The sequence below is a fragment of the Streptomyces sp. NPDC091972 genome, assembly GCF_044756385.1.
Classification (GTDB): domain Bacteria; phylum Actinomycetota; class Actinomycetes; order Streptomycetales; family Streptomycetaceae; genus Streptomyces.
This window is the reverse complement of sequence record NZ_JBIVSV010000001.1, coordinates 576,535-589,290: the sequence shown is the minus strand read 5'-3', so window position 1 is coordinate 589,290 and position 12,756 is coordinate 576,535. Positions and strand designations below refer to the sequence as shown.

At 73.2% G+C, this 12,756-nt stretch carries 11 protein-coding genes; 4 read left to right on the top strand and 7 right to left on the bottom strand.

The features are described 5' to 3' along the window. Positions 1-4: 4 nt before the first annotated feature. Positions 5-712 carry an SDR family oxidoreductase gene (locus ACIQJT_RS02800; RefSeq protein ID WP_402639313.1) on the bottom strand — a complete coding sequence of 236 codons (708 nt, stop codon included), beginning with the start codon at positions 710-712 and terminating at the stop codon, positions 5-7. Between the two features lie 103 nt (positions 713-815). On the opposite strand from ACIQJT_RS02800, the gene ACIQJT_RS02795 reads away from it, so the two are divergent. Continuing rightward, a complete protein-coding gene (locus ACIQJT_RS02795) occupies positions 816-1,661 on the top strand; it encodes a helix-turn-helix transcriptional regulator (RefSeq protein ID WP_365459537.1) in 846 nt (281 codons plus the stop codon). A 218-nt stretch (positions 1,662-1,879) separates the two neighbouring features. Continuing rightward, positions 1,880-2,557 carry a response regulator transcription factor gene (locus tag ACIQJT_RS02790; RefSeq protein ID WP_365459540.1) on the top strand — a complete coding sequence of 226 codons (678 nt, stop codon included), beginning with the start codon at positions 1,880-1,882 and terminating at the stop codon, positions 2,555-2,557. A 157-nt stretch (positions 2,558-2,714) separates the two neighbouring features. Here ACIQJT_RS02790 and ACIQJT_RS02785 read toward each other — a convergent pair whose 3' ends face one another. The 6 genes from ACIQJT_RS02785 to ACIQJT_RS02760 form a co-directional block, all read right to left on the bottom strand. Beyond that, complete coding sequence (locus tag ACIQJT_RS02785) at positions 2,715-3,821, bottom strand: FAD-dependent oxidoreductase (RefSeq protein ID WP_365459543.1); 1,107 nt, start codon at positions 3,819-3,821, stop codon at positions 2,715-2,717. Positions 3,822-4,007: 186 nt separating this feature from the next. After that, a complete protein-coding gene (locus ACIQJT_RS02780) occupies positions 4,008-4,415 on the bottom strand; it encodes a DUF3224 domain-containing protein (RefSeq protein WP_365459546.1) in 408 nt (135 codons plus the stop codon). Between the two features lie 49 nt (positions 4,416-4,464). Then, entirely contained in the window at positions 4,465-5,379 is a 915-nt protein-coding gene (locus ACIQJT_RS02775; protein ID WP_365459549.1) for a YceI family protein, read from the bottom strand. Positions 5,380-5,422: 43 nt separating this feature from the next. After that, positions 5,423-6,490, bottom strand: a complete 1,068-nt coding sequence (locus tag ACIQJT_RS02770) for a maleylacetate reductase (protein WP_402639309.1) — start codon at positions 6,488-6,490, stop codon at positions 5,423-5,425. Then, positions 6,487-7,356 (bottom strand): intradiol ring-cleavage dioxygenase, encoded by an 870-nt coding sequence (locus ACIQJT_RS02765; protein ID WP_365459555.1) that lies wholly within the window; start codon positions 7,354-7,356, stop codon positions 6,487-6,489. The genes ACIQJT_RS02770 and ACIQJT_RS02765 overlap by 4 nt, the downstream gene beginning before the upstream one ends. 51 nt (positions 7,357-7,407) lie before the next feature. Then, on the bottom strand, positions 7,408-9,147 hold the full coding sequence (locus ACIQJT_RS02760; RefSeq protein WP_402639307.1) for an FAD-dependent oxidoreductase: 1,740 nt from the start codon (positions 9,145-9,147) through the stop codon (positions 7,408-7,410). 232 nt (positions 9,148-9,379) lie between these two features. Here ACIQJT_RS02760 and ACIQJT_RS02755 point away from each other — a divergent pair, with 232 nt between their 5' ends. Then, the gene (locus ACIQJT_RS02755; protein ID WP_402639305.1) at positions 9,380-11,110 is read left to right on the top strand and encodes a helix-turn-helix domain-containing protein; all 1,731 of its coding nucleotides are present in this window, start codon (positions 9,380-9,382) and stop codon (positions 11,108-11,110) included. Positions 11,111-11,350: 240 nt separating this feature from the next. Continuing rightward, entirely contained in the window at positions 11,351-12,619 is a 1,269-nt protein-coding gene (locus tag ACIQJT_RS02750; RefSeq protein WP_402639303.1) for an MFS transporter, read from the top strand. The last annotated feature ends 137 nt before the right edge of the window (positions 12,620-12,756 follow it).

Below are 12,756 nucleotides of genomic sequence, written 5' to 3'. Positions count from 1 at the left end.
GCGGTCACCAGGGCAGCGGGCCCTTGGCGTCGAAGTATCCGCCGGTCGGGCCGTCCGGGGCGACCTGCGCCATGCGGACGATGATCTCGGCGCCCTCCTCCACGGTCTGCGTACCCGTGTTGCCGTTCAGGTCGGTCCTGGTGAAACCGGGCTCCACGGAGTTGATCCGCATGCCCGGGAACGCCTTCGCGTACTGCACGGTGAGCATGTTCACCGCGGCCTTGGACGTCGGGTAGGCGATGCCCGGGTAGAAGTGCGCGGGGTGGTCCGGGTCGGAGAGGTGGGTCAGCGAGCCCAGGCCGCTGCTGACGTTGACCACGACGGGGGCGGCCGAGCGCTGGAGCAGGGGCAGGAAGGCGTGCAGGACGCGGACGACCCCGAAGACGTTCGTCTCGAACGTGGTGCGCATCTGGTCGGCGGTCACGGTCTCCGCGACCGGCACGCTGTTGTCCTCGGTCCGGGTCTCGATGCCCGCGTTGTTGATCAGGACGTCCAGGCCGCCCTCGGCCTCGACGGTCTTGGCCGCCGCCTCGACCGAGGCGTCGTCGGTGACGTCGAGCCGGACGAACCGCGCGCCGAGCCGCTCGGCCGCGCGCCGCCCCCGTTCGGGGTCACGGGCGCCGACGTAGACGGTGTGGCCCGCGGCGACGAGGCGGCGGGCGGTCTCGAAGCCGAGACCCTTGTTGGCTCCGGTGATGAGTGTTGTCGTCATGCCGTCCAGGCTGCTGCGGCGCGGCGGGGTCAGCCAGAAGACCCTTCTTCCTGGGACTGGCGGTACCAGGCACATGCGCGGCCGACGGTGTTCACTGAGGAGCATGGCGGCGACAGAACTGGGGCAGGCGCTGCGGCGCTGGCGCGACCGGGTGTCCCCGGACGCGGTGGGGCTCCCCTCGGGGGGCCAGCGGCGTGCAGCCGGGCTGCGGCGGGAGGAACTGGCGCTGCTGGCCGGTATCTCGGTCGACTACGTCACGCGTCTCGAACAGGGCCGGGCGGCCAACCCGTCCGTGCAGGTCGTCGAGGCGCTGGCCCGGGCGCTGCGGCTCTCCGGGGACGAGCGGACGTATCTCTTCGGACTCGCGGAACTGGTGCCGCCGGGGCCGGACGTGGTGCCCGGGTTCATCACGCCCAGCGTGCAGCGGCTGGTGGACCGGCTGGTCGACACCGCGGTCGCCGTCTCCGACGCGGCCATGACGCTGCTGCTGGCCAACCCGCTGTACGCGGCCCTGATGGGTGATCCGTCCGTCCTGCGAGGCTTCGAACGCAACGGCGTGTGGCGCAACTTCACGGGGATGCCGACCCGGGTGCGGCACACCCCGGAGGAACGGCGGGACTTCGAGGCGGGCATGGTCGCCGAACTGCGCGCGACCGCCGCCCGTTACCCCGCCGACCGGCAACTCGCCTCGCTGATCGCGGAGTTGCGCACCAGGAGCAAGCGTTTCGCCGAGCTGTGGGACGCGGGGGTGGTGGGGCGTCTCGCCACCTCGCACAAGACGATCGAGCATCCGCAGGTCGGAACGCTCACCCTCGACTGCGATCTGCTCCGGGTGGAGGACAACGACCTCCACGTCCTCGTGTACTCGGCCGAGCCCGGCACCGAGGCCGCCGAGAAGCTGCGGCTGATCTCGGTGCTGGGCACGCAGAGTCTGGTGGAGAGCGGCTAGCGGGTCCTCGTCCGGTCAGTGCCCGGTTCGCGGGTTGTCCCGCCCTCCGCTCACCAGCCGTGACGGCTCACGGTGCTCCGGAAACGCGGGCCGGATGTGAGCCACCCCACAATCGAGACGCGCCCGTTTCGATAGTTGCGGAGTTACGCTGATCCCCACGAGAACGAAACCGTTTCGTTCAGCATGTTGTGCGCTGGACGAGGATGGAGCACGCAGCCATGACCAGCGTCCTCATCGCCACCGGCCAGTCACTTCAGCGTGTCGGCCTTCGAATGCTCCTCGAGTCCCAGACCGACCTGACCGTCACCGGTGAGGCGGCGCACGGGCCGGAGGCGGTCCGGCTGAGCGCCCTGCTCCGGCCGGACGTCGTCCTGCTGGACGGCCGCAGCACCGGCGCGGACACCGTCGAGACCGTCCGCCGCCTCGCCCACGCGCCGGACGGGCACGCCCCGCACGTCCTGCTGCTCACCGGTGGCGACGACACCAGCCCCTACGGCGCCCTGCGCGCCGGAGCGGCCGGGCACCTTCCGGAGGACGCCACCGCCGACGAACTGGTCGCGGCCGTCCGGGTCGTGGCCGCCGGCGACGTCGTCGTCTCCCCCGGACTGACCCGCGCCCTCATCGACGCCGTCCGCAGCGGGCGTGCCGTCGGGGACTCCGCCCCGGGCAACCGGCTGGACACCCTCACCGGCCGCGAGCGCGACGTGCTCACGGCGGTGGCCTCCGGCGACTCCAACGCCGAGATCGCCGACCGGCTGTCCATCGCTCCGACCACCGTGAAGTCCCACGTCAGCAACATCCTTACCAAGATCGGCGCCCGCGGGCGGGTCCAGGCGGTGGTGTTCGCCTACGAGTCGGGCCTGGTCCGGCCCACGCAGCACGTCCTGCACGCATGAAGCACCCTTTCCGGCGGTCCCGGTGCCGTCCCGTACGGCTGCGGGACGCCGCCCGCCGGACCCCGTCCGGGTTGCCCCCGGTGGCTCGGCGCCGGGGTCCCGCGGCGCGCCGCCGTGCCGTGCCCGACGAGTCGAGCGCCCCGCTCCCCTCGCCGGATCACGCCGCCGTGTAACCGAGTTGGCGCCGCATGTACGGCGTCATCAGGGTCTTCGCCTTGGCCAGGGTGCTGGTGCGGCTGCCGAGGACCGCCGTCTCGCCGCCCGGCACCGGCAGCATGGTCACTCCGTCGGCCGGACCGAAGGGCACGATGAGCGGGGTGCGGTGCATGGGCCGGTAGAAGCGGGGCTCCCTGCGGTGCCGACCCGAACTGTTCAGGTGGGCGCGGATGTTCCAGGCGGCGAGGTCGGCCTGGGCGAGCGCCGCCGGGGTGATCTTGAGCTCCGTGGCGTCGTTGACGTCGCCGACCGCGAAGACGTCCATCTGACCCTCGGCCCGCAGCGCGCGGTCGACCTTCACGTGCCCGGAGGGGGTCAGCCAGTCGCCGTGACCGCACAGGCGCAGCCAGAGCGTGTTGGGTGTGGTGCCGGTGGCCCAGAAGGACAGGTCCGCGGTGAGGACCTGGCCGCGGGCGTCGCGGTAGGTGCCGAAGTCGCTGCCCGGGGACATGAAGGAGCCGAGCCGCACCTCCACGTCGTGGGCCTCCAGCCAGGCGCGGGCCTTGCGGGCGGCCCGTTCGCTGCCGGTGCCGTCGAGCAGCGCGGACCCCGCGTGGGCGAGCGTGACCCGGGCGTCCGGCCGGGCCAGGCGGATCTCGGCGCTGAGTTCGACGCCGGAGGGCCCGCCGCCGACGACGAGGACGTGCTCGGCGAAGGCGATCCTCTGCTGGTGCTCGGCGAAGGCCTTCATCGCCTCCTCGGTGGTGCTCCCGCTGAAGCGGGCCGGTTCCGGGTAGTCGGCGCCGGTCGCGATCACCACCACGTCGTAGGGCAGCCGGGTGCCGTCGCCCAGCAGCACGCGCCGCTCGGCGGTGTCGATTCCCGTCACCTTGCCCACCACGACCCGGCCACGGCGCAGCAGCCTGTCGTACGGGATGAAGGGGGTCGCGCTCCACTCCGGTCGGACTCCGGCCCGCAGGGAGGAGATGCGGTGGAAGAACACCTCCTTGCGGTCCACCAGCGTGACCCGGGCTGTCGCGTCCAGCCGTCTCGCCAGCCGGACGCCCGCATAGCCGCCGCCGATCACCACTACGTCGCCGTCACTCACGCCGGTCTCCTGAGCCGTGGGGGGAGGGAGTGCCATGGCGGCCCGGCCGCTCCCCCGAGCACTCGGATGACGGCGAGCGTAACGTTTGAAACATAAAGTGTCAGTGGTGTCTTGTGAGTTTTCCGTGAAGCTGTCGGGCGTCCGGGGCACGATGTGCCCTTCGGTCACGGCGAGTTGCCCCGGATGTCAGCCGAGTTCGTAGTCGAGCCGGATCCGGTGGGTGCCGTCGGCGTCGACCGTGAGTCCCCCGGTGCCGGAGATCCCCGCCAGCTCCCCGGTGCCGCTGGAGGGGACGATCGTGAAGAACTCCGCGGTGCGGTCGCTGCCGGACGTGGTGGCCGAGTGCGCGAAGTTGAAGGCTCCGGACCGGTCGTGCACCGAGCCCTCGAAGGACTCCATGGCCACATAGGTGCCGACGCCGGACTCCTGGTCGTACGCGGCGGTGAACAAGGTCGCCGAGCGGCCGGCGATCTCGCCCTCGAACCGCTTCTCCATGGTCGCGACGCCGACCGGGAGCCCGGTGGCCACGGCGGGCTCGGGCACCGTCCCGGTCGGCACGAACGCTGTCACGCTGAATGTTCCGTCGGCTCTCATGGGCCGACCGTACCGACCGGGTCCGACAATGCCCCGCCGCCGTGCGCGCCTACTCCGGCGGCGTCGGCGTGTCGTGGGTGCGGTACATCGCCTGCACGTCCAGTTCCAGCTGGACCGTGGGACCGACGACCGCGATGCCCCGGGCCAGCATCGACCGCCAGTTGAGGGTGTAGTCCTCCCGGTGCAGTTCCGCCGTCGCGAGGGCCGCGCAGCGCAGTTCCTCGCCGTAGCCGCCGTTGACCGTGCCCAGGTAGGTCGTGTCGAGGGCGACCGAGCGGCTCACGCCGTGCATGGTCAGGGTGCCCTGGAGGGTCCACTTGCTGCCGCCCCGGTAGGCGAAACGGCTGCTGACGAAGTCGATGTGCGGGAAGCGTTCCACGTCGAGGAAGTCACCGGAACGCAGGTGGTTGTCGCGGGTGGTGTTGCCGGTCGTGATGCTGGAGGCGTCGATGCGGACCTGGACGCGGGACTGGGACATGTCCTGCGCGACCTGGATGCCGCCCTCGAAACGCTCGAACCGGCCGTGGACGTGCGCCATGCCGACGTGCTTGGCGATGAAGCGGATCGCGGTGTGCGGCGGATCGAACAACCAGACGCCGGGCGTGGGGAGTTGGAGGGCCTGGGCCGGCTGGAGCCAGACCCGCTCGGCGGGCGCCGGGCCGCTCGGCCCGACCTCCAGCGTCTCGCGGTGCGGCTGGAGCCCTTCGGCGGCGGCCAGCAGGCTGTAGCGGCCGGGCGGCAGCACGGCCACGAAGTAGCCGTAGGGGTCGGTCGTCCCGCGGGCCGCGACCCGGTGCGTGTCCAGGGCGGTGACGGTGACGTCCGCGCCCGCCATGGGCGAGCCCATCGGGTCGACGATCTCGCGGGCCACGGCGCCCGCGCCTTCGGGGAGGGGGACGGAGAGGCCCGCCGCCTCGGCCAGGGCAGCTTTGGACCGCCGGCGCCGGAGGAGTGCGAGGGCCATGATGTTCACCTTTCCTAGGGGACTTGCTGTCGTGCCGCGGTGCTCATGGCCGGCGGCCCTCGTGGGCCGCCCGGAGCACCGCCCGCACGCCGTCCACGGTCACGGGACGCGGGTTGGCGTACGGCTGTCCCGCCACCTGTACGGCCGCCTCCGCCAGGTCGGTCTCGTGGAGGCCGAGTTCGGCGAGGGAGCGCGGGGCGCCCAGGCGTCCGGCCAGGTCCCACAGGGCACCCGGCGGGTCGTCGGCGTCGAGTGCCCGGCCCAGCGCGGTCAACGCATCGGGGGCGGCGGGGGCGTTGTACGCGAGCGCGTACGGCAGGACGATCGTGTGCGTCTCGGCGTGCGGCAGACCGAAGGTGCCGCCCAGGACGTGGCAGAGCTTGTGGTGCAGGCCCATGGTGGTGGCGCCGAGGCAGGTCCCGCACAGCCACGCCGCGTACAGCGCCCGGCCGCGCGCGTCCAGGTCCTCGGGGTTCGAGGCGAGCAGCGGCAGTGCCTGTGCCATGGCCCGTACGCCCTCCTCGGCCATCAGCGCGATCAGCGGCGAGGTGTCCGCGGCGTAGAGCGCCTCGACCGCGTGCGCGAGGGCGTTGACGCCGCTGGTCACGGTGAGCGGTACCGGCAGGGAGAGGGTCAGCTCGGGGTCGTAGACGACACTGCGGGGCTGGACCCGCGGGTCGCGGCCGGTGCGCTTGGCGCCGCCCTCGGTCAGGCCCCAGACGGGGGTCATCTCGGAGCCCGAGTAGGTCGACGGCACGGCGATCAGCGGCAGTGCGGTGCGCAGGGCGATCGCCTTGCCCAGGCCGATGGAGGAGCCGCCGCCGACCGCGACGACACCGTCGGCCCCGGCCGCGCGGGCCACCGCCACGGCCCGGTCGGCGACCTCGACGGGTACGTGCATACGGGCCTCGGCGTGCAGCCCCGCGCAGGAGTCGCCGAGTGCGTCCGCGACCCTCCGCGCGACGGCCTCGCCCCGGCTGCCGCAGACCACCAGCACCCGCCGCAGACCGAGGAGTTCGACCTCGCCGGGGGTCGCGGTGACGGCGGCACCGGGCCGCAGGACGACCCGTCCGGGCCGGCTCTCGTAGGTGAAGTCGCCCGTGAACGTCATGCGCCGGGCTCCAGTACGAGGTCGAAGCGGGCGTGCCGGAAGGGATGGGGGACGCCGAACTCCGCGGCCAGCACCGGATCGTCGGTCGTCGCGAAGTCCTGCACCAGGCTCTGCTTCACGGCGAAGACGGCGTCGGACTCGAGGTAGTCGCTGCCCGCGACGAAGATGTGGGTGGTGACGGGGGTGTGGCCCTCGGCGGCGACGATGAAGTGGATGTGGGCGGGCCGGTAGGGGTGCCGGCCGGTCGCGCGGAGCAGGTCCCCGACCGGGCCGTCGGTGGGGATCGGGTAGGGCGCCGGGACACAGGTGCGGAACCAGAAGCGGCCCTCGGCGTCGGCGGTGAACAGTCCGCGTCCGTTGCCCGCGGGCTGCGCGTCGGGCTGCTGGACGTCGTAGAAGCCCTGATCGTCGGCCTGCCAGACGTCGAGGACGGCCCCGGGCAGCGGGGTGCCGTCCGCCGACAGCACCCGGCCGCTGACCACGCACGGCTCACCGCCGCCCACCAGGTCGATGTCGTCGCCGAGTTCCCGGACGGGCGACTCGGTCATGTGGAAGGGCCCGAGCACGGTGGACTCGGTGGCACCCTGCACGCGGTCGCCGTTGACGGTCTCGACCAGCATGGAGAGGCCGAGGACGTCCGACAGGAGGATGAACTCCTGCCGGGTGTCCGTGCACTTCTGTCCGGTCGCCGTGAGGAAGGCGATGGCCCGCTCCCACTCCTCCTGGGTGAGCCGGGTCTCGCGCACGAAGTCGTGCAGATGGCCGATCAGACCGGCGAGCAGTTCGCGCAGTCGTGGATCGGCGGTCCCACGGAGGCTCGCGACGGCCTCCTCGGTGACGCTGGTTCCGATCGCGTCGCTGGTCATCCCGGCTCCTCCTGCTCGACGGCGGTCCGCTTCTGCCATGGTCGCGCGTTCTCAGGCGTGTCCGAGGATCCGCCGCAGCGCGCCCGAGAGGAGCGCGTCGGCGTCCGGGGCCGCGGCCGCGTGCCGGAAGGCGACGAAGCCGTCCGGCCGTACGAGCAGGGCGCCGGCGTCGGGGATCTCGCGCAGGCGCGCCCAGTCGCCGTACGGGTCCTCGTACTGCTGTCCGGGACCGATGACCACGGTGGCGATCTCGATGTCCTGCGTCTTCGCGGCCCGGACCCAGCCCTCGCCGCCGATGCCGGTCAGCAGGGTGAAGCGGCCCTGGCCGACGGTGTCGAGGGTGGACAGGGTGCGGGTGCCGGAGGTGATCCAGGCGTGCGGGACGCGGGCGCCGGGGCGGGAGGTGGGCTGGTGGTGGAGCTCGGGGTCGCGGGCGAAGGTCTCCGCGGGGGTGCCGTCGGGGACGACCGCGTCCGAGGTGTAGCGCTGGTTGAGGTCGACGCCGTGCGCGTTGAACTCGTACGCCTTGAAGGCGATCGCCTCGCGGAGCGCGGCCCGCTGCTTCTCGGCGGCCTCGGTGGCGTCCTTGCGGGCGGCGATGTTGGCCCAGAGCTGTTCGGGGGTCTGGGGGGCGAGTCCGTCGAGGGCCTCGAAGATCGGGGCGGTCTCGCCGATGGACCGGTTGGCCCGGGTGACGACCTGCTTGCCGACGGGGGCGCGTTCGGCGGTGTAGGTGTCGAGGAGCTTCGGCGAGGCGGTGCCGTCGAGGACGAGCTTCAGCTTCCAGGCCAGGTTGTAGGAGTCCTGGATGGAGGTGTTGGAGCCGAGGCCGTTGGACGGCGGGTGGCGGTGGGTGGCGTCCCCGGCGCAGAAGACGCGGCCGTGGGAGTAGCTCTCCGCGTACATCTCGTTGACGGTCCAGGCCGAGGACGACTTGATCGTCACGGGGATCTCGTCGTCGCCGACCAACTGCCGTACGACCGACTCCGCGTACTCGGTGGTCAGGTCCGGGGAGCCCGCGGTGACGTCGTACCCCCACACGATCAGCCACTCGTTCCACGGCCGGACGCAGCGCACCAGGCCCGCGCCGATGCCGCCGACGGTGGCGCCCGGGGCGAGGACCCAGTAGAGAGTGGCGGGGCGGTGGGCGGTGTACTTCGTCAGGTCGGCCTCGAAGACGATGTTGATGCTGCCGGCCACGCCCATCCGGCCGCCCATCGGGAGCCCGGCGTCCTCGGCGACCCTGGACCGGCCGCCGTCCGCGCCGATCAGGTACTTCGCGCGGATCTCGTACGTGTCCCCGCGCAGCCGGTCCCGCACGGTGGCCGTCACGCCGTCGGTGTCCTGGGTGTGGGAGAGGTACTCGGTCTGGAAGCGCAGGCTGGTGCCGCGGGCCACGGCCGCGTCGACGAGGACCGGTTCCATGAGGTGCTGGGGCATGTCGCACATGCGGGTGGGGCTGGCGAGTTCGTGGGCGGCCTGGACGACCGGGTCGTTGCCCCACGAGCGCACCCGGCCCAGTTCCTCGCCGGCCAGGCTGGTGCAGAAGGTGGTGTTCCCCATCAGGTGCTGCGGGGTCGCCCGCGCGACGACGTCCTGCTCGACGCCGAGGTCGCGCAGCACCTCCATGGTCCGCTGGTTGGTGATGTGCGCGCGGGGGGTGTCGGCGAGGCTCGCGTAGCGGGTGACGACGATGTTGGGCACGCCGTAGGTGCTCAGCGCGAGCGCGGCGGACGCTCCGGCCGGGCCGCTGCCTACGATCAGGACGTCGGTCTCGACGACGGTGGACACGGGGCGCTCCAGGCGGGGGCTCACGGACGGGATCAGTTTTGATCATGGGGGGAGGGAGCGGGGGGCGGGTGTCTCAATTTGGTACAGCGGCCGGGCGGACGGGGCGTCCCGGGCAACCACGTTCGCCGACCGGGTTCCTGGTCCCGGCGATCGCAGGTCGTGGACCCGACCGCGCACCCACCCCGGGGGTAGTCGTTGCGCGTTCAACTGAACCCGCTACCGTGGGTACGTCGTGACCACCACAGAGCCCTCCCCCGCAGTCCGCGCCCTCCCCCCGCTGCGAGTCGCGCGTGAGCGCTTCCTGGCCGGGCGGCCGGTGCCCGACGGTGTGCCGGAGGAGGTCCTCGCGGCGTGGCGGCGGGCCCGTTTCTACGGCGTACCGCACGACTTCGGCGTACCGCACGGCTCGCGGGAGTCCGCCGCCGACGCGCCCCGGCCGGTCGAGTCCGCGCTGCTCGGCGCCGCCCGTCCGGTGCTCGAACGGATCGCCCCCGCCCTCGGCACCGGCCGCTCCGTCCTCCTCCTCACCGACGCACGGCTGCGCGTGCTGTGGACGTACGGGAACGCGCCCGGGCTCGTCCCCTGCCCGGGGCTGTCGGAGCAGGAGGTCGGTCACAACAGCGCGGCCCTCGCCCTGCGCAGCAGGCACCGTGCCGAGGTGCACGGGCCCGAGCACTTCCTCGACCTGTGGCAGGACATGTCGGCGGTCAGCGTCCCGGTCCTCGCGCCGAAGGGCGGACAGGCGCTCGGCACGCTCACCGTCGCCTCCCACCTGCCGGGCGGACGCCCGCCGCACCCGCAGGCGGCGCTCGCCGAGGCCGCCGCGGCGGCGGTCGAGGCGGAACTGCTGGCCCGGGCCGGACGGCCCGAACAGGTCCTGCTGGACGCCTACCTGCGGGCCGCCCGCCGCGAGGACCGCGCGGTGGCCGCGCTGGACGGCCGCAACCGCCTGATCAGTGCGGCGGCCGAGCGGCTGGCGACTCCGGAGGTGCTCCGGGCCCTCGAGCACACGGCGCTGGCGGCACGGCACACGGACGCGCCGCCGGTCGCGGAGCTGCCCGAGGGAGCCGGGTGCGGGGCCCGCATCGACCCGGTGCGCCAGGAGGGCCTGGTCGTGGGGATCGTGGCCGTCCTGGAGCCGCGGGCGCAGGACGCCCCGAGGCCGCGGCCGCTGCCGCTGCCCTGTCTGGCGGGTTCCTCCCCGCCGTGGCGTCACGCCGTCGAGCGCGCCGCCGAACTGGTCCGCTCCCCCGAGCCCGTGCTGCTGACCGGCGAACGGGGGACGGGAAAGACCGCGCTGGCCCGGGAGTTGCTGGGACCGGCCGGCGTCCAGGTGGTCGACGCGGCCGAAGGCGGCACCCTGGAAGGCGACCTGGCCGAGTGGGCCGCGGCAAGTCCCCTGGTCCTCCGGCACGCCGAGCGGCTGACGCAGCCCGCCGTGGCCACGCTCAACTCCCTCCTCGACACGCATTCGGAGCTCCGGCTGCTGGTCACCCACACCCCCGGCACCGCACCCGGCCCCTGCCTCCAGCGGCTCCTCGACAAACTCGCCGCCCGCACGGTCGTCCTGCCGCCGTTGCGTGAACGCACCGAGGACATCAGGGAGTTGCTGGCGGCCCTCGCCCCGCGCCCGGCCCCGGGGCGCCCTCCGCTCACCTGGACGCTGGACGCCCTGCGGGCGCTCGAACAGCATCCCTGGCCGGGCAACGTCACCGAACTCGCCCACGTCGTGCAGGCCTTGGCGGAACACCGGCGGATCGCGGGGCCGGTCCGGCGGGACGAGCTTCCGGACACCGTGCGGGAGGGCCCCGCCGTCCGCCCGCTCAGCCCGATGGAACACGCCGAACGCGCCACGATCCTGGAGACCCTGCACCGCCACGGCGGCAACAAGTCCCGGGCGGCGGCGGCCCTCGGCATCGGACGGGCCACGCTGTACCGCAAGCTGCGGGAGTACGAGGGCTGAGGAGCGGTCGGGACGGGCCGGAACCCGGACTGCATCCACTCCATGGATGAACCGGATACGGGATTCGGATCGCGTGGAGGATGGCGATGAGCCGTCCGTACCGCTCATAGTCGTGCCAGCCCGCACGCCGCTGTCCGACGAGCCGCCGGTGTGCGGACGTCCCCGGCATGCCGAGCGCGCCCACGCAGGGCGTGTCGCTCACGGCATGACCGCTTCCCGTACGCCGCCCCTGGAGTCGTCATGCCCGGATCCGTGCCCCCGTCCCCCGCCGCGGCGGACGACACCGCCCCCTCCCCCGTCGCCGTGTCGGGCCCGGCCCATCTGCTGCGGGTGACCCTGCTGATGGCCGGAAGCTGCCTGCCGATCCTGGGGGCGGTCCTGATCGCCCCGGTGCTGCCGAGGATGCAGGACCACTTCGCGTCCGTGCCGGGCGCGAAGGCGCTCGTGCCGCTCGCGCTGACCGTTCCCGCGCTGGCGCTGGCGGTGCTCGCCCCGTTCGCGGGAGTGATCGTGGACCGGCTCGGGCGCAAGCGGCTGCTGATCGTGGCGACGCTGCTGTACGCCGTCTTCGGCACGGCACCCCTGTGGCTGGACTCCCTGGGCGCGATCATCGTGAGCCGGGCCTTGGTCGGGGTCACCGAGGCCGCGATCATGACGTGCTGCACGACACTGATCGGCGACTACTACTCGGGGCGGCTGCGGGTGCGGTACCTCGCGCTGCAGACGATGTGCGCCTCCGCGTCGGCGACCGTGTTCTTCGTGCTCGGCGGGGCCGCGGGCGCGGCGGGCTGGCGGGTGCCGTTCTGGGTGTACGCCGTGAGCCTGGTGCTGGCGCCGCTCATGGCCTCGGCGCTGCCCGGTCCCGCGAGCCAGGTGACCCGGGTGAGCGTTGCCGGGAGCCCGGACGGTTCCCGACGTGCCTTCCCCTGGCGGCAGTTGGGCGGCATCTGTGCGCTCACCTTCTTCGGGGCGATGGTGTTCTACACCGTGCCGGTCGAGATGTCGTATCTGCTCGACGACCTCGGGGTGGCGAACACGGGGGTGATCGGCCTGGCCACGGCGGTCGCCAGTGCGGCCACGGTGGGCGGGGCGATCGCCTTCGCCCGCCTGGAGCGCGCGCCGGAGCCGATGCTGCCCGCCGTGCTCGCGGTGTGCGCGGCCGGGTTCGGGATCATGTCCGTCGCGGGGAACGCCCCGCTGCTGGTGGTCGGCGCGGTGATCAACTGTGTGGGGACGGGGATGCTGCTGCCGGCGCTGCTCACGAGCGCGATGTCCCGGCTGGCGTTCGAGGACCGCGGCCGCGGTACCGGGCTGTGGACGGCGGCGTTCTTCGGCGGCGAGTTCGTGTGCCCGCTGGTGCTGCTGGCCGGGGAGTCCGCCGTGGGAAGCCTGGCGGGTGCGGTGGGGGCCCTGGGGGTGGCCGCACTCCTGGTCGCCGCGGGCCTGAGGAGCGTACGGAGACGGCCGGCGACTTCCGGCGCACGCCCTCTGCCGGACGAAGCGGCCTGACGGCGACTCCTCGGGGCGGGGCTCCGGCACTGTGCTGCGGTTCCCCGCGCGGGCGCGGCAGCCGGACCACGTCGCTCCCCGCCGCTTTCCCGCCCCGGTCTCCGGCACCCGCGGAAACGGCGGCTGCCTCGCCGAGC